Origin of the sequence: Bradyrhizobium sp. SZCCHNR2028, from assembly GCF_032380995.1 — a bacterium.
GTDB lineage: Bacteria > Pseudomonadota > Alphaproteobacteria > Rhizobiales > Xanthobacteraceae > Bradyrhizobium.
The window spans coordinates 1-22729 of the sequence record NZ_JAUHJF010000037.1; the positions used below are offsets into that span (position 1 = coordinate 1).

Sequence of the window (22729 nt, forward strand, 5' to 3'; positions counted from 1 at the left end):
GATCGTGGATCTGCTGTTCTTCCCGACCGGCGGCGGCAAGACCGAGGCCTATCTCGGCCTCGCTGCCTTCGCGATCGCGCGCCGCCGGCTGAACAATCCAGGCCTGGCCGGGGCAGGGCTGTCGGTGGTGATGCGCTACACTCTGCGCCTGCTGACGCTCGATCAGCTGCAGCGCGCGGCGGGGCTCGTCTGCGCGCTGGAGCTGGAGCGCAAGGAGAAGAAGCGGCTCGGCGACTGGCCGATCGAGATCGGTTTGTGGGTCGGTGGCGGCGCCACGCCGAACAATCTCGGTGATGCCAAGAACAAGAAGGAGAACACCGCGGTCTATTGGCTGGAGCAATACAGGAAGAAGAAGGGCCCAGCACCGGCGCCGCTGAAGAACTGCCCGTGGTGCGGCGGCGAGTTGAAAGAGGGCGCGTTCGCGCTGCTGCCCTCGGCGGCGAAACCGCAGCGGCTCGAGCTGCGCTGCCACGAGGTCGAATGTCCATTCACCGGCGACGAACATCTGCCGATCGTTGTTGTCGACGAGGATATCTACCGGCGCCTGCCGGCCTTCATGATCGCGACCGTCGACAAATTCGCCAACGTGCCGTGGGAGGGCCGGGCCGGCGCCTTTTTCGGCCATGTCGAGCGCAGCGATGCCGGCGGCTTCTACGGCGCGGCGGTGCCGGGTGGCACTAAGCTGCCGGCGGAGCTGCGGCCGATCGATCTCATCATCCAGGATGAGCTGCATCTCATCTCCGGGCCGCTCGGCACCGTCGCCGGGCTCTATGAGACTGCGTTCGATCTCCTGGCGTCACGCAAGATCAATGGCGAATGGCGTGGGCCGAAGATCGTCGCCTCGACAGCGACCGTGCGCCGCGCCGAGACCCAGATCCGCAATCTGTTCGGTCGCGACCGCACCGCGATTTTTCCGCCGCCGGGCATCGGCCGCGACGATTCGTTCTTCGCCCGGGCCGACCGCGACACGCCATCGCGGCTCTATCTCGGCATCGCCTCGCCGGGCCGCGGCCCGAGGCTGGTATTCCTGCGCGCGCTGCAAAGCCTGCTGTCGGGAGCTGCCTCCCTGTCCAGTGGCGGCCGCGATGATCCGGCCGATCCGTATCTCACGGCGTTGTGCTATTTCAACGCGCTGCGCGAGCTCGGCGGTGCCCGCCGCATCGTCGATGACGAGGTTCGCGCGCACCTGACGAGCTACGGCCGGATGCGCGTCCGCCGCGAGCCGCCGGGCGCGCCGTTTGCCGATCGGGTGCTGCGCGAGATTCAGGAGCTGACCTCGCGCTACACGACCGATCAGGTCTCCGACGCGCGGGCGCGGCTCGGGCTTGAGGTGTCCGACAAGAACGCCGTTGATGTCGCGCTGGCCACCAACATGATCTCGGTCGGTCTCGACATCGGCCGGCTCGGCCTGATGGTGGTGCAGGGCCAGCCGAAGACGGCGGCCGAATACATCCAGGCGACCTCGCGCGTCGGACGCGAGGGCGACAAGCCGGGCCTGGTCGTCACCCTGCTCAACATCCACAAGCCGCGCGACCGGACGCATTACGAGCAGTTCCGCGCCTTCCATCAGAGCTTCTATCGCGCGGTCGAGGCCACCAGCGTGACGCCGTTCGCGCCGCGCGCGCTCGATCGGGCGCTGGCCGCGACCCTGGTGGCGGGGCTGCGCCACGTGACGCCGAGCCTGACGCCGAACAAGGCGGTCGATAAGGTGGCGGACGAGAAACCCTCCTACAAACGCGTGCGCGACGTGATCGAGGCCAAGATGCGGGTGGCGGGGGAGGACAGCGCCTCGATCGCGCGCTGCCTCGCACGGCTCGACGAGCTGGAGGCGGCCTGGATCCAGATCGCGGACAAGCAGACCCGCAACGGCGACGAGTTCGCCTATGCCGGCCAGCAGGCGGTGCGGCGGCTGTTGCAAGACCCGTTCGATCAGCAGCCCAACATGGACAAGGAGCGGGAATGGTTCGTCGCGGGACGCTCGATGCGCGATACCGAACCGGTCTCGCTGTTGAAGCTCAGGAAGCCCGACGGCAGCCTTCTCGGATAGTGGAATTTTCATGGCCGACATCACTCAGAACTTCAGCCAGCTGCTGCTGACCTACGGCCCCGGCGCCATGATGGACCTGCCGGACAATGCCGTGGTCATCGGCGGTCTCCAGGACTGGGACTACAAGGGCTCGAACTGGAAGCCGGTCGAGGAGGAGCGCCTGGTGGCGCTGTTGAAGCAGCAGCTCGGCACCAAGCTCAGTCCGACCTTTTCGGGGCTGCGGCATCCGCCGATGTTCGACGAGGAGCGCCGCGACAGCAACGCGCCCGGCGTCGGCGTGCGGCTGTTTCCCGGCTGGTTCCTGGTCAACGAGGCGCCGTCGAACGGCACGGCGGTGGTGCCGGCGGGCGCAGCTCCCGGCAACGAGAAGCGCCGCCGCATGGTGGAGTTCTCCGAGCTCGATGTCACCGCCGGTGGCAGGCTGTCCTACACCGGCTCCGGCAGCAAGATCGGCGTCAACCCGATCCGTTTCGTCGGTGCCTGCACCAAGGGCCATCTGCAGGACATCGCCTGGCGCTATCTGACCCACCGCGGCAAGGACCAGTCCTGCCGCAAGCCGCTGTATTGGGTCGAGCGCGGCGTCAGCTCCGATCCCTCGGACATCTCGGTGCAATGCACCTGCGGCGCCTCGATCAGCATGGCCGATCTCTACAAGCCGCAGTTTTTAGGAAAGTGCGACTGCCACAGCCCCTGGCTGACGCCGCGGCGCGATGCGAACGAAGACTGCGATGAACCGCTGCGGCTGCTGCCGCGTTCGGCGACCAATACCTATTTTGCGCAAACGGTGACGGTGATCTCGCTGACGAAGTCGAACGACAGGCTGCGGCAGACGATCGCGGAGAACAAGACTGTCATCGACGGCATCCGAGCGCTTCCGAACTTCATCACCGTGTTGCGCGCGATCCCGCAGCTCAAGGACGCCTTCAAGGACTTCTCGGACGATGAGATCCTGCAGGCGCTGTCCAGCGACGACGGCTCTGGCGCCAATCCAAGCGCGCATCCGCACATCGCCGAGTTCGACATGATGGCGACCGGCGCGCCCGTCATCGGCAGCGACGGCGCCGGATCGTTCTTCTATGGCGAGACGCTGCCGCGCGACGCGCTCAAGCTCCAGGCCCCATGGGATACGTTCCTGCAGGCCGTGGTGCGGGTTCACCGCCTGCGCGAGGTGACATGTCTGTACGGCTTCACCCGCCTGGAGCCGCCGCCGACCCCGGCCGAAAGCGAGCTCGACGAGATCCAGCTCGCCGTCGGCGGCGCCGATCTCGCCCGCAACGTCGAATGGCTGCCGGCGATCGAGCAGCTCGGCGAGGGCATCTTCCTGCACGTCGCACCGGAGTTCATCCACCAGTGGCTCGGCGCCGACCAGACCGTCGCCAAGGCGAAAAACCTGCACGATCGCGAACGCCGCGATGCCGCCCGCTTCAACCGCGAGCCCAAGCACCGCGGCATAGCCTATTGGGCGCTGCATTCGCTGTCGCACGCCTTCATGGCCGAGCTCGCGCTGGAATGCGGCTACCCGCTCTCGTCCCTGAAGGAGCGCATCTATTCCTCAGGCCCGGCGCAAGCCCAGCGCTTCGGCATCCTGATCTACACCTCCACCGCCGGCGGCCAGGGCACCCTCGGCGGCCTCAGCCACATGGCCGAACGCGCCGGCGAGCTCCTGACCCGCGCGACCCGCCGCCTCGCTCTGTGCTCCAACGACCCGATCTGCGCCGAACACAGCGAGGGAAGCGAGGAATACCCGCTGCAAGGTGCCGCCTGTCACGCCTGCCTGCTGGTGCCGGAGACGTCCTGCGAGGCGAGGAACACGCGGCTGGATCGCGGGCTGCTGACGCGGACGGTGCTGGGCGGGGGGCTTCCGTTGTTGAGGTGAATCAGGTTGTATGTCCTGAAACTGATTTTGACCGTAGCGCCTGCTTATTAGCTGAGATGATGCCTGAGGAGCTGCGGCCTTGCGGTATTCGCAAGGATTGATCTCACGGGTGAAAATAGGCTGTCTATCATTTTAAAGGCTGGCACCACATGCACGTGATGGCCTGTTCTTGAATTTTCTTCCTTTGTTGCAAGGTTTCCGTGAATGCTGGCTTGGCTCGACTTTGATTCCGATGCAATGCAGCGAGCCCACGAACTGCTCCAGCAGTTCCGCGATTCGAGAACACTCGATCATCTTCGTCTGGGCGGCGTGAGGGATGACTTCTCTGAGCATTTTTTTCCCGCCACTTCCACGATCATGCCCCATGCGCGCTATCTCATTCTGGTCCCGCGCGCATTCCTGCAACTCGAAGCAGAAATTCAAAAAGAACGCTATTCACTTCAGCAGGCCATCAAGCGGCTCGACGAAATCGAAGCGTCTCAGGCGCACAGGCTGATCGACGAGCTTGGCAAAAGAGTGAACAAGCGTAATCCGGATCGGAAGGACCTTGAAAGGTCCGGTATCGTTGGTTGGGACAAAATCCTTGAGACTAATAAAAAGGAGTTTGTCAGCCAGACGCCCTCCAACAGCTACTGGGCTTCGATAAGGAAGCTTCAGATCAGGATTCCCAAGGGGTCGCGCACGCATTACATCCGCGACATCATGGCTCGCGCGAAAAACAAGCCCTCCCGCTTTGGAGTTCCCGAAGAAGAAGCTGTCGGGCTCACGCGGGTAGTTTGGAACAAGGACGCCTTGGAGCTGGCGAAGGATGCCTCGGCCTGCCTCGACCTTAGCAGAAGACAAGCCGAATTCCTTCGTCGACAGTATATCGGTCTGAATGGCCTGATGTCGCGGTTTCTGTCCGCGCCGCTCAGGGGAATTAAGGAGAAGGCCGATCTCCAGGAATTCCCATACGTCTGGGACTATCCCTCGTCAGACGGCGATCCGGTCATCGAGTCAGCACGCCAGCTCTCTGCGCTCATTCAAGGTGCAAACCTTCTGTATGGTGCGATGGTCACCAGCGAGTATGGGCTAGAAAATGATCCGGATTTCAGCGGGTGGTGGCCGGCTCTCGACGAGTGGTTTGCCAAGCCAGAATCGGCGCTTGGCGCCAGAAGCGCCAAGCGAATTGACTGGTCGTGTGTTGCCGCCATCTGCAAAACGCGTTTCGCCGACCTCCAGTTTCTCAAGGAGGTCCAAGCCGGGCTGAAAAATGCGAAATCGCCCTCCGACTTTCTGGAATCATGTGGCGGCCTGATCATTCGCCGGGAGCAAATCGTCAAGAAGGTCAGCTATCGGCTCGGCCGAATCAGAGATGGCGCTGTCGCCGACAAGGCCAAGTTCAGGGAAAGAGTGTTGAAGCAGCCAGTTCGGCTGACCGAAGCTCCTGATTTCAGATGGGGCATGGCAAGCGAATTCATGTGGAACATCAACTCCGGTCTGGGCGTATGGGGCTGACAAGAGACCACCGCCGAAGCCTTCTTGATCAAATCGATCCGGGAGATCGGAGGCTCAAAGCAGGGCTCATTCTGACCTATTCGGCCGATGCGGCTCCGATTGTCGCGGTCCTCTCCACACTCGCAGGCCATCCCCTGAGCGGAGAAGAAGCCGTTGTGCAGGGCCTCCAGAACGGCTTTCGGATCATGCGGGATATCGAGGCGCTCTCGGATCGCGTGCGTATCCTGGTGAATGTCGGGGGCTTTCGCGCGTCTGGCGCGAGAATGGCCGCGCTCCTGGATACGGTCGTGCGAGAGGTCGTTCCGAAGAATTCGGAGTGCTCTTTTCATCCGAAGCTGCTGATCTTTTCGTACGAACCCGAAGACAAGACCCAAACGGCAGTTGCGTCCGATATAAGGATGTTCGTCTGCACGAGGAACGTCACGACGGATGACAGTGTGGATGCGATTGTCTCCCTTCGGCTCACCGCGCGGGATTCAGTCACCGCAAACGGAAAGCGGCTTCGCAGCTTTCTTCAGGCGGCGCTAAGTGAAATCCCGGAAGACAGTCCGGTCGAAGTGACCAATCTGCTCGAGCATATCGAGAAGGCAGAGTTGGAACCGCTTTATATGACGTCCTCCATAAAACAGATCGAATTCTACGGTCAAATTCCGGGCCGGGAAACTCTCTCCAGCTTGATCTCGCGATCGGACCACGGGGTCGACGAAAGAATCGTGGTGAGTCCGTTTCTCGACAAGACCACCCTCAGCGCCTTTGTCTTGGGAAAAGGTCGCAAGACGTCATTGCTCAGTGAACGGCGCGATTTTGTAAAGATCTGCGCACTTCACGAGGGCTCGAACTTCCTCAAAGAGAACTTCGACTGCTACGAAATCAACCACGACGGCGATCAATCGTTTCACTCGCTTCACGCGAAACTCGTGCTGGACAGGACTGCTTCGGAGACGGCGGTAACCGTGGGGAGCGCAAACGCAAGCCTGCGGGCATGGACAGGGGCGAATTGGGAAGCTGTCATTCGCTTCCGGACGACGCCGAACTATTACAATGCTGTCTTCAACGATCTGTTTGTCAGCAGCGAGACCGAAAACAGGGCGGCTCTTTGCGTGCCCTTCCGCCCTGTTTCGGAAACTCCGATGGCCGAGTCGCCGGAGGACGTCGTCTCGACACTGATCTCACGGGCATCTTTGGAGGGCACCGTCGCCGAACTGGACGGGTCCAGCGTTTCAGTCCACGTCGGCGTTACGCCTGCCGAATCCAAGTATGAGATCAGGTCGGTATCGTTTCGTCTCTTGGGCGAAGTCGAGGAGCATGAGGCGTCCCTAGACAAACAGACCTGGCGACTTTCATGGAGCGTGCCGATCGCGCGGTTTTCTGCGATCTTGTCGGTCGCGGCGACGTTCGCGGCTCCTGGTGGAGAAGCTCGTATTCTGGTCAATCGTTTCCTGAACGTCGATCCTGCTCTGCTGTTGCTACGAAATCGAGGGCTGCTGTCGGAGCTGGTGCAGACCCAGGGAATTCACGAGATTCTATCGGCTATTCTGGAGGGCGCGGGGTTCGGGTTTTCAGAGAACTTTGGAAGCGATGCCGGCGCGTCATGGGCCTTGAGAGATGGCGCTGAGTTTCCGGTCGCGAGCTTGGAGGCACTGGTTTTTCTGTGCCTCAAGAATGATCCCGACTCCCTGGCAAAGCGATCGATGATTTCGGACGTCATGAGGGCGGAATATACCGCGCTTCCCGTCGGAGTCGATGCGGAAAGGATAAGCCGTCATCGCAGGCTGTTCGAGTCGGTCAAGAAGATCTGGACGAACCTGAACTCGGAATTTCCGACCAAGGCTGGTTGACGTATGGCACGCCTCAATCCAAAGCAGTTTCAAATTGATACGATCGAACACGTCTGCCGGAGGATAGGTCGCGCTCCGAGCTGCTTTCTGGTGGCCGACGAGGTCGGTCTTGGAAAGACGATCATTGCTCGCGGCGTGATTCAGAGATTTCAATACAGTGCGGCTGCAACGGGCGGTGCTCACGCAAGCAGCGACAGGCGGCTGGTGCTCTACGTCTGTTCCAGCTCCGATATCGGCAAGCAGAATATCAAGAAGCTGATGTCGGAAGACGGTGAAGCTCTTGGGGACGGTCGTGCATCTAGGCTGACCATGCTCTTCTGCGACGAGGCTCGCAACGCCATGAAGGCTGGGCACGACAATCCAGACCGGCGTGCTGCTGGCGAGCAGGGCAGTCGGCGAGGCTCGACACTCGAGGTCGTCTGCCTGACGCCGGCGACGTCCTTCGATTTTGGATTTCCAGAGGGGAAGAAGGAGGAGCGCCAGTTTCTTCATGCGCTGCTCGCCGCGGTGTGCCACAGGCGCGGGCTCAAAAACGATCTGCTGAGTAAGGCCGCCACGAGCTTCTTTACGCCTCCGGCACAAGCGGATCACTGGGCTTGGCGAAGTGCAGTCAAGCAGAAGCTCAACAGCGAAGTCGCGTGGATCCTGGAAAACAGGCCGAAGGTCATCGAACTCATGAAGGAACGGCTGGAGTTGCCATTCCTTCAGGGACCGATCGATCTTGAGAAGAGCGCAGTTGGCGACTTCTATAGAAGCCTCAAGATCGACAGGCGCACCTCGACACTTGACGTGTTCAACCTGGCCATCGACGAGTGCTTCGGAACCCTCGGCAAGAAAAGCGAACGAGCCGATCAGCTCAAGACGTTGCGGCGCAGCGTCATCAAACGGCTTCGTGAGCAGCTCGCGCTCGTCGTGGTTTCTACACTGCAGCCCGATCTCGTGATTTTGGACGAGTTTCAGAATTTCAGTGAGCTGCTCACCGAGCAGCCAGCTGCACGGCAGGGCACCGACGATATCGCTCGGACACTCTTCGAGAAAGACTGTCGGCTTCTGCTGTTGTCTGCGACGCCGTACAAGGCGGCCACATCCGACTTCGAGGCCGCGAAGCACAGTCATTATCAGAAATTCTGGGATATGATTGAATTTCTGTTTCGGTTCCACCTGAATGGCAGGGAAGTCGTCCAGTCCATCGCGGAAGATTTCAATCTCTACCGTCAAAGCGTTCAGAGTCTAAGAGAGGTCGGCGATGTCCACTTCGTCGAGGCCAGGAGATTCAAGCAAAGAATAGAGTCTCGGCTCAGCGAGGTAATGGTGAGGACGGAGCGGTTTCGCTATCTCGATGACCCCGCGAATGGCGTCGAGGAACCGAAGATTCAGCCTTGGGTGGATCTGGCATCGAGCGATGCCGGCGAACTGAGCGTGCCGCTTCCTGGCGTCGAATTTCGCGTTCAAGATTTTCACTATCTTGCATGGCTCAAGCAGGCGATCCGTCCTGAACAGCAGATGTTCTTGCCCGAGATCTGGGCCAGCATTCCATACGCCCTCAATTTGATGCCGAAGACATACAAGATGATTAGCTCGCTCTACGCCACCGAAGAGCGTCTCGCTGAGTGCCTGAAGCCGGCTGTACGAGCGCCTGACGCTCGGACGTACTGTCCGAAACTTGTCGATATGCCCATCCAGGCACTCGACAGCGCCGCCCCCAACGCGAAGCTTCGCGAGCTGATTCGGCAAATCAAGACGGAGGAGATCTACCACCACCTCTGGGTTTGTCCGACAAAAGCCTACTATTCGGTCGCAGGCGAGAGGGTGGGGCAGAGGCCGCGCAAGAGGCTGATTTTCAGCAGATGGCAGGCCGTCCCTCAAGCCGTGAGCATTCTGACAAGCCTGTATGCGGACGAAATGCTCGGTGCTGGCGATGAATCGCATGGCAATTCGTTGGAGCTTTCTTACCTGTCTGTCGAGCTGGCGCCCCTCCTATTTCATCCGTCGCTTTGGCTGGCGGAGGCCGGGCTCGTGATTTACGGTCGCAAGACTTGCGGGCGCACGTCACTGGAAGCGCTGGAAGAGAGGGTGGCAAGTCATCTTGAGAAGGATCTTGAGGCACGCAACATCAAAGTGGTCGATGGCCGGCTGGATTCGTTGGAAACAATCGCCGCCGTACTTCATCGGATGGAGTCGAGAAGCTACGCGGCGCTCTATGGCAGAACGGTCGGTTCGAAGCTCCGGTATTGGCCCAAGGCGAAATCCACCGCAGATGATGGCGAAGCGGCGGACTCGGAAACAAGTGTAAAGACGGCCATCGAAGCGTTTCACAATATCTCTCAAGAGGAGGCGAAGCGGATCGCGAGGAGAGTGTCTCGCGCGTCTCTTGATCTTCTGACGAAGCTTGCGATCGCCGGGCCCGGTACCTCTCTTCTGAGGGTCTGTCAGCAATTCGGTCTACTGAAAATCGACGAGGGGACTGCTGCTCAAGGTGACGGCAGTGGCGAGCCCGAGAAGATCCTTTCGGCCCTCTTGCGAACCGCGCACGGACCGATCCGACGGTTCTTCAATCACAGTCACGCCGGGCTTGTAATCCGCAAGCTCGAGTTGGACGGAAGGCCGACGCTTTTGGAACGAACGGCTGCGTTCTGCGCCCGAAAGCATCTATCTGCCGTGATGGACGAGCTTGCGTTTCTTCTGGACGAGGATCTTCCACCCTTCGAGAAGCGGCCCGGCGATCGTGCGGTCGAGTTCATAGAGACGCTTGGCTCGAGCTTTCGCATCGCCGTCGGGAAGCCTCTGTTTCGGGAGGTACATGGCAAAGAGCGGCTGTATGCGCGAAACCTAAGTGTGAGTCGTCATATAGCGCAGGCATTTGTCGACGAACGCGGAGCAAAGGACGATGCGGGGAAGGATCTGCTGCGCGACCAGATTCGACGTTCCTTCAACTCTCCGTTCTGGCCTTTCATCCTCGTCACGACGTCAATAGGCCAGGAGGGTCTCGACTTTCACCGCTATTGCGCTGACGTGATTCATTGGAACCTTCCTGATAGCCCGGTCGCTTTCGAGCAAAGGGAAGGGAGAATTCAGCGCTATCTGAGTAAAGCCATTCGGGATGCGTGGGTGAAAGGCAGACGGTGGGATGAGTTCCTGTCAGCCAGATCGGGGTCGGGGAGTGGCTCTACGAAGCCGAGCAATCCGTGGACGCGCATTCAGCAGGTGCTTGAGACCGAGGAGGCGGAAGGCGGAGCGGACCGGAGGGGTTTATCGCCGCAATGGATCTATGAGCGGGCTGGTGAGTTCGCCCAGATTCATCGTTGGATTTTTTCCCATCCGTTTTCCCGGGAGGCGGTTGCGTACCGTCGGATGCGCGACTCGGTTCTGCTTTATCGCTTGGCCCTCGGCCAAGCCCGTCAAGACGATCTGATTCGCGCGCTCAGCCAGCAGCCGGTGTTCAGAGATGCCGATCCCAACGATCGTCGCCAACTGATCCGTGATCTCTGGATAGACCTTTCGCCACCAAAGGCGGGCAGAGGCTAAAGCCCTGGTGAGGTTTGTCGATGACGCGCCGCGTTTCGAAATTTCGTCTAGCCAAGCGGCCGCCTGACTATTCGCTACGCGTGTATCTGTCGGTAGTCCTTCATCGGGATAGATCGTGGAAATCGAGTATCTTTGTTTGAAGCTATCGTTGATTGTGCAATTATTCAATATATTGTGCGCCCGCAATTCCTCCAAATTTGGTGGCGGATGGAAGGAGCGCGGAGGTTAGCGAGAGACGGTAGTGTTTGACCAGACAATTCGTCAGCTCCTCTCCCTGTTTCCGCGCGGCGCAACGGATAATCAGCTGATTTGGCGCTTGAGTGCGTCAGGCATGCGGCTCAGTGCGTCAGAGCTTCTGTCTAGCCTGGGTGATCTCGCCCACCGCGGGGAAATCATCCGTGACAGCCAGGGACGCTGGCAGGTGCCACGACCAAGAACTGGCGGTAAAAATGGCGCCCCGGTGCGAGAGCCAGGGGCTGCGGGGGACGCGGCCGAGGCTCTGTTTGCGGTCGATACGACTTGTTCTCCGCTTCGCCGACCTCCAGACGATCTCGCGCTGCCGCCGTCGGACGGAACCGGGTCTCTGCCCGACTGGCAGTCGCTGCTCGGCTATTATGCCGCCACCCAGCGCAGAGATCCACGTGGCAAGATCGAAACGTTCGCTGACCTTCATGGCGCCGCCTGGCAATTGCTGCAGCTGTCGGGGAGGTGGTGGGCTGAAGCCAGCATTCGCGTGAGTACTGAGCGTTTGCCGGGGCCGCTGGTCCAGGCGCTGTCCAAACGCAACCTGTCATCGCCGGCGATTGGCTGGCCGGTCTCCGTGTTCCCGTCGCCTCAGGGCCCCAAGTTCGTTCCTGCCTTGATCCTTCCGGTGGACTTTCGCATCGAGGGCAGGGACGTTGTTCTCGACATCGATGATGCTCGCCCGGCGCTCAATTCGGCCTGGGTGCGGGAGGTGTGCCGCGTCACGCGCTGGAAGCTGCAGGACGTTCCCGAGCAGCTCTTCGTCGAAGGCGAGGATAACACCATCGACGGTATCAGCGGCCGCCTTCGCCACTCCTTCGCAACAATCGGCGGCATGACGCTCAGGCCTGCCGAACTCGCCTCATTCATCTCGATCAAGGGAACAGGCCTGCGCAACGCAGCCGCGCTGTTCCTGCCGGAAGATGGCAGCTTCACGCGGGCTGTTGCCGAAGATCTGGAGCAGATCTGTTCCTGGCCCGCCGAAAGGCTGGCGAATACCGCGCTCGCTGCGGTGCTGTCCGAGGCCGTGATCCCCGCTACTCCGCAAGACAGCATCGATGTGCTGCCGTTCGGAGAGAACAGAGCACTGACCGATCATCAGCTCGAGGCGGCCGACGCCGCTCTGCAACGCGGACTGACCGTCATCCAGGGACCGCCAGGATCCGGCAAGAGCGAGGTCATCTTCACGCTGCTCCTCTCCGCCGTGCTGGCAGGCAAGTCCGTTCTGTTCTCTGCCCGTAATCACCAGGCCATCGACGAGGTGGAACACCGGCTCAAGGCCGTCATTCTCGATCATCCCCTGTTGACTCGGGCGCGGGATGCCGAAGGCGAGCGCGACGTCAGCTTTCTGGACGCGCTCAATGGTCTTGCTCACGCCGACACCACCACCGAGGCCAAGCATCGCGAGTTGGACGAGACGGCAGGCAGTCTTCTGATCCGCGCGGCTGAACTACACGATCGCCGTCGGAAGCGTCGCGAGGAGATCGATGCGCACCTTCTCCTGTCCGAGTTGATCGAGCGCCGCGATCTCCTGCGCAAGCCCGGTGAGCCGTCGGTCGCGAACGGCAGGCCCGTGGGTCTGCTGACCCGGCTTCGTGCTCTCCTGCGACGTTGGCTAAAAGGGGCCGACGCCGTGTCGCGTCCGCTGCCGGACAATGCATCCCTGCGCCAAATCAATCGTCGGATCGCCGATCTCCGACTGCACGTGCAGGAGCTGCGCGGGGCTTTCGGATCGCTTGAACCTGATGATGCCGAGCACTCCGGTCTTGCGCGGGACCTGAAGGCACTGCTGCCCACAATTGCCGATCACCTGACGAGGCCCACCGCCGACGAGCGCGCCAGGATCTCGGAGAGAACGCGGGAGCTCGACTTTACCAATGTGAAATCGGCCAAGCGCATGTCTGCGGACGACGCGCAGATGGTGCTGCGCCGGCGCCCGATCTGGGCCGTGAGCACGCTGTCAGTTCCGTCACGCGTGCCGCTCGTCCCCGGCCTGTTCGACTATGTCATTTTCGACGAAACCAGCCAGAGCGACATTGCTTCGGCCATTCCGTTGCTGGCCAGAGCCAGAAGGGGGGTCATCGTCGGCGACCCGATGCAGCTCAATTTCGTACGGCCGCTCGGCACCGGCACCGAGCATGCGCTGATGGACGCTGCGCGGCTGCCGAAAGAGGGCCGCTGGCGCTATGCTCAGAGCGTCAATTCGCTGTTCGACTTCTGCTCCACACGCCCCGCTACGAAGCGCTGTCTGCTGGCCGACCAATTCCGTTCTGCACCAGCCATTGTCGATTATCTCAACGCCGATTTCTATGGCGGCCAGCTGATTGGCCGACGCTGGAACGAGCAATTCCATCCGCCTAAGGACTATCGCCCAGGCCTTGCCTGGGTGGATGTCACGGGATCCGAAACCAGGCCCGACGGGCGCCCGGTCAACAAGGCGGAAGCGGAGCAGATCGCCAGGTTGCTCAAGACATTCGCCGAGGAAAGCGGATTCGAGGGATCGGTCGGCGTGATCTCGCCGTTTAACGCCCAGGTCGAGGAGATCCAGAGGGCCGTCCGGTCGGTGCTGCGCGAGCCGGACCGTGATCGGCTCGCGCTACGGATCTCGACCATCGATAAGTTCCAGGGCGGCGAGGCCGACATCATCCTGCTCTCGCTCGTGATGGCCGCCAACTCGCAGCCGTCAACTCGCACCTTCCTGCATTCGGAGCGGCGCCGGTTGAATGTTGCCGTCAGTCGGGCCCGGGCACTCTGCATCGTCGTCGGCGACCTCGCCCATGCCACGACCAGCACGATTCCGCACATCCGCTTTCTGGCAAGCCGCGCCAGCCGGCCATGGTCACCGCCGCGGCCGAAGCAGTTCGACAGCAGCTGGGAGCGCCGGCTGCACACCGCCATGACGGCGCGCGGCCTCGAACCGTATCCGCAATATCAGCTCGGAACACGCTATCTAGATTTTGCACTTTTCAGGGGACAGATCAGACTTGATGTCGAAGTCGATGGCGTACGCTGGCACACCGATGCCAGCGGCAATCGAAAGACAGCCGATCGGTTGAGAGACATCGAAGTCATGAGCCGCGGCTTCAAGGTGCTCCGCTTCTGGGTGCATCAGCTGGCAGACGATATGGAGGGGTGTCTTGACCATATTGAGCGCGAACTCGGACGATAGCGGCTCCGCCTTGCCGTCGTCCGCAAGCTCCTGGAAATGGATCGCTCTGATCGCCAGCCTCGGCTTTTTTGTCATTTGTCTGAACTCGGCGCTTTTTTTGCTGGTGCAAAAGCAGGAGCGGGAGATCGTGGACCGCGAAACCAAGGTAGAGCGCAAAGCGGTTGAGGTCGAGGCGCTGCAGGCTCGCGTGCCGGCGTTGCGGCAGGACATCGAAGCGCTTGAGAGGGACCGGGCGGCAGCGGAGATTAAGAAGACCGAGGAGCAAAAGGCAGCCGCAGATAGCGCTCAGCAGAGGAGAGATCGCGATGCTGTACTGTTTGAAAAACAGACGGCGACATCAGACGCGGCAAAACTGAAGGCGGAAAGTGAGAGCCTGCGCCGTCAACTTGATGTTCTCAAGGCAGAGTTCACCTCTACCAGCAAGATGGTCGATGACCAGACCGCGCAGATCAAGTCGCTTCAGAACACGCGGAGCTCTCTGAGCGATGAGATTAAGGTACTTAACGAGCGGAAGGGGGCGCTCGATCGCGACATCGCAAACTCCGCAAATAAAGCCGATGAAGTGGCGAAGCTTAAGGCAGAGCGCGAAAGGCTCTCGACAGAAGTCCAGGGTTACATTGCGGATCGGGATCGGCTCAAAGCCGAAGTCGATCGTTCTAGTGCCACCCTTAGCGCCAGGATGACCAACGAGGCCGCGGCAAAAAAGGCGGAGGAGGCGCGTAGATCGGAGGAGCAGGGTCTGGCCAAAGCGCAGGGCGAACGCCAAGCGGCGGATCAGGAACTCGCCAGAGTCGGAGCAACTCTCGCCCGCCTCACGCAGATTAGGACTGCGATGACTGTCGATGAGCGGGCTGCTCAACGGGCCGGAGAGCAGAGGTCCAAGGAAGAGAGCGCCCTGGCCGCTGTTCGGGACGATATCACGAATGCAGAGTCCAGAAAGGCAGCGATCATCAAAGACATTGCTAGCCAGGAGCAGAAGCTGGCGGCCCTGGAGCAAAGGCGGCAACAGATCATGCTCGACGAGAATGCCGCTATTCGCGCTCAGCAGGCTCGATCCGAGGCTGAGAATGCTCTCGAAAGCATCAAGGCATCGGTCGCAGATCAGGAGAAGTTACGCGCCTCACTTGTGAGCGAGCGGGCTGAGCTCGAACGCAAGCTGATAGCGGAGAGGCAACAGCTTCAGGAGCTGTGCCAGTCGATAGTCGTCGCATCGTCTCCGGCTCCTGCGTCGACACCACCGGTGCGGCGGCCGCCCGCAGTCCCGCGTCCGCTCCCGCAATCCGGCAGCCCGGCTCCGCGAACCCCATAGCAGCGTCAGAAAGAGATCCGTCGTGGACGCCACACAGCTTGTTCTGCCGGCCATCATCATGCTGACCGCCCTGGCGCTGGTGATGAGCGGCATCGCCATCGTGTTTCAGATCCGGCGCGACCGCCTCCCTGACGCAACACGCTATGAAAACGTCAGGGAGCTGCGTGCGCAGGCCGAGGCCCTGCTCGCGGACAGGCGGCAGGAACTGAGCGTCGTCGAGCAGAAGATCCAGCAACGCGACCGCCTGGTGGCCGAGGTTGCCAGCCTTGAACAGCGGCTCACGGCAATCAACGCGGAGCTCGCGACGTTGGACGATGCTCGGCGAGAGATCGAGCAGGTGAAGGCGGAGGCGGCCGCGGCTGCCGGGGAACTGGCGACCGTATCGAAGGAGCTCAAAGACAGGCGAGCCGAGCTTGAGGCGGTCGAGGACCAGCTGAGCCCTGAACGTCGCGAGCAGCTCAGACGGGAGATCGAGCAGCTCGGACGCGAGCGCGAGGAGATCGTGTCTCAATTGCTGCCTCTACGCGCGGAACGAGATGCAGCGCTGCAGCGGATCGAGGAGGCCAAGACCCTCGATGCGTTCATCGCAGCGCGAAAACAACAACTGGAGACGCTGGCAAAGCAGGTCGATGAACTCGAAGGGCGCAAAATGCCTCTCGAAGCCCACTTGGAGCGGGTCAGGTCGGAGCGCGATGCCATTGCATCTGAACTGGCCAGGCTCCGTGCGCAGCGGCACGATTTGCAGGAGACGCTGGATGAGATGCAAAAAACCGCGGCGCTTGCTGCGGCAAGGAGCATTCAACTGGAAGAGCTCAAGAAGCAGATTGAGGAGTTTGAGCAGCGCAAAGGATCTTTGGAAGGTCGGAGTAAGGAGTTTGAAGCGCTCGGGACAAAGCTCGAGGCGCTAAAAGATGATGTGGCTCGCCTGGACAGTCGCAAGGCGCGGCTAGAGCAGGAGACCGGTGGCGCGGCCACCGACGACGATCCGGCGCGCCTGCTCGAGGATCTCACCAAGGTGCCGGCGGCGCTTGAGTTTCCGTCCATCAGGCGACAGTCGCCACGCGATGAAGTCGAAGCGCTGCATGATGTTGAGCGCTATCTCCAGTCTTACAACCTTAAATACAGTCGTCGAACGATCAACGCCTTTCACACGGCGATCAAGATCAACGATTTCTCCCAGTTGACCGTGCTTGCGGGCGTCTCCGGAACTGGCAAAAGCCTGCTGCCGCGGCGTTACGCGGAAGCGATGGGAATCCACTTCCTGCAGATCGCGGTGGAGCCGCGTTGGGACAGCCCGCAGGATCTGCTCGGTTTCTACAACTACATTGAAAAGAACTACCGCGCGACTGATCTGGCACGGCTTTTGGTGCACATGAACCCATACGAGGCGCCAGCTACTCCCGAGAGCGATCTGTCCGACCACATCGCTCTGGTACTTCTGGATGAAATGAATCTGGCTCGCGTCGAGTACTACTTTTCTGAGTTTCTCAGTCGCCTGGAAGCAAGACCTCGTTATGAAGAGGCTTCTGACAAGCGCAAGCGGGCAGATGCGATGATACCGATCGACATCAGAGGTCTGAGGCAACGGATCAGCCTGTTCCCATCTCATAGCGTGTTGTTCGTCGGCACCATGAACGACGACGAAAGCACGCAATCCCTGTCTGACAAGGTTCTGGATCGGAGCAATATCCTGCAGTTTGCTGCGCCCGTCAGCTTTGGAGACCAGGGAGCTGTGCGTGGCACGGATCGACCGGCCGAGGCGCAGTCGTTCAAATCGTGGCGCGGCTGGATCAGGCCGTCGTCGACGCTAAACGGTAGCGTCCGCTCGGCGGTCGATGGCGCCATTGAAAGATTGGCGCGGATCATGGAGGAGTTTGGCCGTCCATTCGGTCATCGGCTGCGCGATGCCATCATCGCGTATGTTGCCAGCTATCCCGATAATCGAGGATATGACTATCGCGCGGCCTTGGTCGATCAGATCGAATATCGCATTCTGCCCAAGCTCCGCGGCCTTGAAATTGACAGCCATCGCCCGAGCTTCGACGCGCTTGAGGCATTGCTGCGAGAGGAACTGCAGGACGCGGTTATGGCCGATCGGATCGCGGAGTTGCGGACCCGTCAGGCTGGTGGCACTGGCTTGTTCGTCTGGCGCGGCCTGACGCGATAGAGGAGGAACACCGCGTGGCCGAGATCTGGCTGAGGCCGTGGGCACTTCTCCTGTCCGGCCGACCCCACAGAATAACCGTGCGGGAGCAGGACATTGACATCGGCGCCGATCATGCTGCGGCAATCTGGCTCTACGAGACCAATGGCGATCGCGTAGAGGTCGACGGAAAACGGGACACGACTGAGCCGATCGTGGGTTTTGACGCGGGAGATCCGACACGGCGTCTATCGCTTCTGCCATTTCCACTGCGCAACGTGCCGGGCGTCACCATTACGTCGCAAGGAAGATCGATCAGGCTCCGCCGGCCCGGCAACCCTGAGCGCCTGCCGACGAATGTTGAGCCACAGACGGAACAGGAGCATGAAGCCCATCGGCTGATGTTGCGAGCCGAGTCGGTTTGGACCCGCGTCAGAGATGTCGAGCTGCTGCTTGGTGATCCTGGACAGCTCTGGCAAGAGCTCGGTCGCCGATGGAAAAAGGTCGACGACGACACCCCTCCCCGGATGGACGTCATCGCCGACCACGCGTTCGTGCTCTGGCGGACTGTTGAAGAACTCGCACGATCTCCGCGGCGTATACTGCGACGGACGCATCGGCAGATTCCGCTGGCCCGGGTTCAGGAGCTGGATCGGCGGGCCATGACGTGGCTCGTCAGGCAGCCCGGAGAGACGCTTGCCGAGCGGGCGGGTGATCAGCAGCGTGTGCTGGCTGTCGCCCGAGAAGATAGTTTCGATACGCTCGAAAATCGCGTTCTGCGTTCCTATTGCGAGCTGGCGTCGCACGCGGCACGGGACTATCTCGAACTGTACGCCGCCAAACGACAGACCTCACGCGCCCGTAAGGTCGACGCGTTTGGCAAGGCCAGCCGACGGCTCGCCCGGTACCTCGCCGACCATGGAGTGAGGACGGCCGATCCAGGAGTGACGCCGAACTTTGTTCTCCAGCACAACATCAACTATCATCGGATCTGGAACGCCTGGCACGAGCTGCTGCGAAGAGATCGCATTCTCGACCAGCTCTGGCGCTGGCAGGCTCGTTCCTGGGAGGAGTTCTGTGCGCTGGCGGTGGTCGTGGCGCTCATCGACATTCCCGGCGCCAGGGTGGTTGCGGCGGCCCCGATCGAATTTCGCGACGAGCAGCTTCGCGGATGCTGGGTAGAGCATGACAATCCGCTCGTCACCATCTTCCTGCCCCAGCAAAAGCTCGTCGTGGAGGTCCGCTATAGATTGGAGAGGCCCGACAAAGCCCTTTCCGACTTTGCCGCTCCGATATCGATCAGGTTCGGACGCCTAGGCGATTTCATGGGATTTCTTCGAATTGTCGTCGTGTGGCCGATCTGGGCGGTCCGCGGCGGCCTCATCCCCGGTGAATTGGCCGAGATCGCGGAGGTTACCGCCAAGGGGCAGAAGACAAGGGTAAACGTCGTGGCTGCGGCAGTTCTGCGGCCGGCAGTAGATGATGAGGCTCATGGTTGCGAGCAAAGCGGCTCGGCTATGTGCCTTGCCATTGGTACGCGGGGCGCCGGGCTCGCGAATGCGCTAGCTGAGCTGACGCGGCTGTTCACGTCGACGCTGACGGCCGAGGTACATCCATGAGACGCATTTCGGGCGTTGACATCAACGGCTGGCGCGACTTCGCGGCGCGGGACTGGGACATCGAGCAGCAGGATGTCAGTCCCGATATTATCAGGCTCATCGATGGTGGCTGGGGGAGTGTTGCTGTCAAGCAGAAGTCCCAGGCCTGGATCGGTGGTCCGCAGGCATTCATTGCGCCGCATGGGCGTGGACCGGGTTGGGGTGAGCTCGGTGATTCGGCGCGTAGGCTCGCGCTCGCGCCGCTTCTTGATGATCCGGCGTTCGACTGGTCTTCGACGGCGAAGGACGTCTACCGAGCGGCGATCGCCGCCATCGCACGCAGCGCCGAGGACATCATCATCACGGTCCCTGATGTCCCGGAGTTCGATGAGGCGGCGCAGTTCCGCAGGCTGTCAATTTTTCATCGGGATACGAGAAAGCTGCGGCTTTTATGGCAGCCGGTCGCAGCGTTCCTCCACGCCGTCGACAGTCGCGCGATCATGCCTGACGCCGAAGGGGCTCTGTTCTGCTTTCTGATTCATTGCGGCGACGGTTTCCAGCTGCAGACCCTTCGTCTCCGGCGCGATGCCGAACATCACCATCATCTGGCTCCGGAACGTGACGACTATGGTAGCCGCGTTCTCTGTCAGGTTGGATTGAGAAATCTCCTGGCCCGGATTGAGGCGAAGCTGCGCGACGTCCATCCTCAGGTGCGCGAGGGCGTCTGCGACAAGAGCAGCCTTGGGCTGCACCTGCTTGTGGGTGACGACCCTGTACCGACAGAAATCCTGCGGTTGAACAACGGAAACTGGATCGAACTCGTCCCGCAGCCCTTGACGGAAGCGGATGTGTTCGCGTCGGATGACTTCGAGTCCGGGCTCGATTTCGGCACGGCGGAGCCAATCGCAGCCACCTTCCTGCTGACGCCCCTGGCCGAGCGTTTTGCTGCGGTCCTTGCCGCGCGGCTTCAGGCGCAGCTGCCTAATCTCACGCGCCTTGGCTGGGACGCCGTTGCACGCGGTGCCCTCACCGCCGGTCGACTGGTCGAACGTGGCCTTCCGCATTACTTCGACCGGCTGACGCCGATCAAGCTTGCGGTGATGCGGCGAGACGAGCCGCAATTCGACGATCTCGTCGGCAGCAACGCGACCTTGCCCGCCAACAAGGAATATGTCTCCCCGCCCTATCGGGACCTAAAATGGCTGGCCGGCAAGAAGGACATCGAGTTCTATGTCCTTAAGGGCGAGGATGAGATCCGGTTCTGGAAAGTGACACTCGACGAGGCGCCTCACACAGACGTCGCGGTGGAGTTGCGGCTGCGGCAAACTCCAGGACAGAGCTGGGCGCGGCTGTCGCTGACGTCAACAGAATGGGAGCCGCTGCAGCGTGCTCCGATCCTGCTGGACTGGAGCACGCTGGCGCCGCTCGACGCCACTGTCGGCGACATACTCGAGAAGCTTAAGACGCCGCCGCCCACGATCCCGCTGCGCGTCGTTGAGGCGCCTTCGATGGATTTCTGGACCGGGACCAATCGCATCGAGAGCCTGAATGTCCTGCTCGAACAGATGCGGCGGACCGGACGATACGACCTCTCGGTACTGGCGGACCGGTTGTCTCGTTCCCAACGGGATCCGTTCACGAAGCAAGTTGTCCGTCCTGTCGGCACCGACGGCCAATTGCCCAAAGGATTGTCGGAACGAGCTGTGGCCGACCTGGAGGCGGCTCTCAGCAGATGCTCGCAAGCACTGTCGGCCGCGGCGCGTCGCGCGCTCGAGGACAACGCGCCACTCCGCTGTTTGACGTGGGTCTTCACGCGGTGTCCCGCCAACGTCCAGGACATGATAGTCGAGGCGCTTGAGGCCGAGGTTGCCGGGCAGCCATCTCCGCTTCTCGGTCCCGCCCGTGCCAGACGCGTGCTGATCCAGGGTGCCGGCCGATCGGTGACGGGTACCCGGCGCGTTCGGCGCGTGCTGAAGTCGCTCGTATTGCGTTCGGCAAACGCCGACACGATGAATGCATGCGCCATGATTCTGTCGAGGCGGGACGAAGCGCCGAAGGCGTTGACGCCCGAGCTGGTCGAACGAATTGCTACGTTGGCGTCGCAGGATCTAATTGCCCAGACGGAGCGAGGGGCATTCAACATTCGCTTTAAGAATGCGCTGTCGGCTATTGCCGGACTGTTCCGCTATCGTGAAGTCGAACCTTATGCGCTGATGGCCGAGCGAGATCCCGCTGTCCGACAATTGAGAGAAAATTTGAAGCTAGCGGCAACTAAACTGGCCCGTCAACGCGGTAGTGCTTTACGCATCGACGACAAGTTGACCCTCATATCGAGCATACTTGCCCTCCTTGACGGCGCCGGTGATCCAGCCATCTTGGTACGCATTGAGGATCTCGACGACAGTGCTTAGACCTGGAGCAACCGTGCACTGTATGAGGCTTGGCAGTGATAAAGTCAGTCTCGCATGTGGGGCTGAAGCCCATCGTTCGGCCTGGCACGAACAGATAGACAGCAAACCGAGGTTCAGGTCTGCGAAATGGCGCTGCTCGCGGCGCATACCCAGGCCGCCCCGTCTCGATTGTTCGCGGCCTTGATTAAGCACGGGAACCGGCGTGTCATCAGCATAGGAGGGTCTGAAGGGCGAACACGTACCCGCACGAATCGCCGATACAGCAAGCGGCTGTCGAACGGCAAAGATCGATCCTCAGCGGGCATCACCAAAGTGCCGTCCTGTTCGAAGATCAAGGGCGTATATTGGCGGTCATAGATGACGACGTCGATCTGCCGGCTGACCGTGTCGGTGCTATCGATGACAAACGCTCTGTCAATGCGGTAGCGCTCCGGCAGATAGTTCTTGAGTAGCTCGATCCAAATGCCGTCAGTTGCGTCGCCTGTGGCATTGGACGACCGATTGCACTCCAGCTGCGCTCAAGCCGGAGCGAATCGTCGCAGTCGGACGATTGCCATGCTTACCCTGCCAGGTGTGGTGGAGTGTAGAAAGGAATGGAAATGAGGAGGGTGGCTTGAGATCAGCCCTTCACCAGTAACTGTCTCGCCATGGATAGACCTCGACACCTCTGTTAATTATCGGTCTATGGGGAAACTGATCCCGGTATTTTTCGAGAATCGGCCAAATTTGGTCTGGAATTCTCATAGGCACATCTTGCTCTGATGCCTGTTGGCCTGACCAGATGGACGATTACTCCTCATGATATCAGTGTAACGGCATTTCCCCCAACAATCGCCGCGGTGTGGCGAATAGGGCCCGCGAGTTTCTATGCTCCACCTTCCTTCTGACACTCCCACCCTTCAGTTGCTCGCTTTCTTGTCCCTCACGATCGGAAAACACCGTCGTCTCGGTCACCTCGCTATTCATCGCCTTCCGTCAGAACTTCGGATGGAAGCCGGCCGTGTTCATATCTAGCTACGGGGCGGCGGCGGGAAGCAAGGGGACACGGCGACCATTGAATTCGGGATGTGGAA

At 60.9% G+C, this 22729-nt stretch carries 11 protein-coding genes; 10 read left to right on the plus strand and 1 reads right to left on the minus strand.

The genetic code is table 11. The annotated features are described in order from the left end of the window. The 10 genes from QX121_RS30985 to QX121_RS31030 all read left to right on the plus strand — a co-directional run. Nucleotides 1-2047: helicase-related protein (locus QX121_RS30985; RefSeq protein ID WP_315813844.1), on the plus strand; the 2047-nt coding region annotated here is incomplete at its 5' end. Nucleotides 2048-2057: 10 nt separating this feature from the next. Then, nucleotides 2058-3923, plus strand: a complete 1866-nt coding sequence (locus QX121_RS30990) for a DUF1998 domain-containing protein (RefSeq protein ID WP_315813845.1) — start codon at nt 2058-2060, stop codon at nt 3921-3923. 204 nt (nt 3924-4127) lie between these two features. Further along, nucleotides 4128-5420, plus strand: a complete 1293-nt coding sequence (locus tag QX121_RS30995) for a DUF6361 family protein (RefSeq protein WP_315813846.1) — start codon at nt 4128-4130, stop codon at nt 5418-5420. Continuing rightward, nucleotides 5360-7258: a phospholipase D-like domain-containing protein gene (locus QX121_RS31000; protein ID WP_315813847.1), complete on the plus strand. Its 1899-nt coding sequence runs from the start codon at nt 5360-5362 to the stop codon at nt 7256-7258. The genes QX121_RS30995 and QX121_RS31000 overlap by 61 nt, the downstream gene beginning before the upstream one ends. 3 nt (nt 7259-7261) lie before the next feature. Beyond that, a complete protein-coding gene (locus QX121_RS31005) occupies nt 7262-10783 on the plus strand; it encodes a helicase-related protein (RefSeq protein ID WP_315813848.1) in 3522 nt (1173 codons plus the stop codon). 241 nt (nt 10784-11024) lie between these two features. Beyond that, the gene (locus QX121_RS31010; protein ID WP_315813849.1) at nt 11025-14195 is read left to right on the plus strand and encodes an AAA domain-containing protein; all 3171 of its coding nucleotides are present in this window, start codon (nt 11025-11027) and stop codon (nt 14193-14195) included. Then, the gene (locus tag QX121_RS31015) at nt 14164-15504 is read left to right on the plus strand and encodes a hypothetical protein (RefSeq protein ID WP_315813850.1); all 1341 of its coding nucleotides are present in this window, start codon (nt 14164-14166) and stop codon (nt 15502-15504) included. The genes QX121_RS31010 and QX121_RS31015 overlap by 32 nt, the downstream gene beginning before the upstream one ends. Nucleotides 15505-15526: 22 nt before the next feature. Next, nucleotides 15527-17671, plus strand: coding sequence for an AAA family ATPase (locus QX121_RS31020; RefSeq protein ID WP_315813851.1), 2145 nt, complete (start codon nt 15527-15529; stop codon nt 17669-17671). 14 nt (nt 17672-17685) lie between these two features. Continuing rightward, nucleotides 17686-19266, plus strand: a complete 1581-nt coding sequence (locus tag QX121_RS31025; protein WP_315813852.1) for a DUF2357 domain-containing protein — start codon at nt 17686-17688, stop codon at nt 19264-19266. Further along, nucleotides 19263-21656 (plus strand): hypothetical protein, encoded by a 2394-nt coding sequence (locus QX121_RS31030; protein WP_315813853.1) that lies wholly within the window; start codon nt 19263-19265, stop codon nt 21654-21656. The genes QX121_RS31025 and QX121_RS31030 overlap by 4 nt, the downstream gene beginning before the upstream one ends. Before the next feature lie 113 nt (nt 21657-21769). On the opposite strand, the gene QX121_RS31715 is transcribed toward QX121_RS31030, so the two are convergent. Further along, nucleotides 21770-22168 (minus strand): DUF6602 domain-containing protein, encoded by a 399-nt coding sequence (locus QX121_RS31715; protein ID WP_409999388.1) that lies wholly within the window; start codon nt 22166-22168, stop codon nt 21770-21772. Nucleotides 22169-22729 lie beyond the last annotated feature (561 nt).